Origin of the sequence: Streptomyces sp. P17, from assembly GCF_032436805.1 — a bacterium.
Lineage (GTDB): Bacteria > Actinomycetota > Actinomycetes > Streptomycetales > Streptomycetaceae > Streptomyces.
Genome location: NZ_JAVRBF010001504.1, coordinates 1 through 235, shown reverse-complemented (window position 1 = coordinate 235; position 235 = coordinate 1). Strand labels below are relative to the sequence as shown.

Genomic DNA, 235 nt, shown 5'->3' with positions numbered 1-235 from the left:
ACTCGTAGAACTTTACACCTTTTTCATTGATATATGCTCCGCCCAAATCCCCAACTCGTGAACCACCTGAAGGTAATTTAATTAAACCAGACATCGCTAGGGACTGAAAGTCTATTTTTGCTCCTTCGCGCCAAATTTCTCTTTTTTCTTCATCGGTGACCGCACCGTCCATACGCAATTTGTATTCGTAAAACTCTTTAAGTGTGTCTAAACCTTCAAAGGGATGAATTTGTTC

Annotated in this window: 1 protein-coding gene; it reads right to left on the bottom strand. The window is 40.4% G+C overall.

Annotated features, from left to right (window positions below):
• Positions 1 to 235: hypothetical protein (locus RMT89_RS45500; RefSeq protein WP_315889613.1), on the bottom strand; the 235-nt coding region annotated here is incomplete at both ends.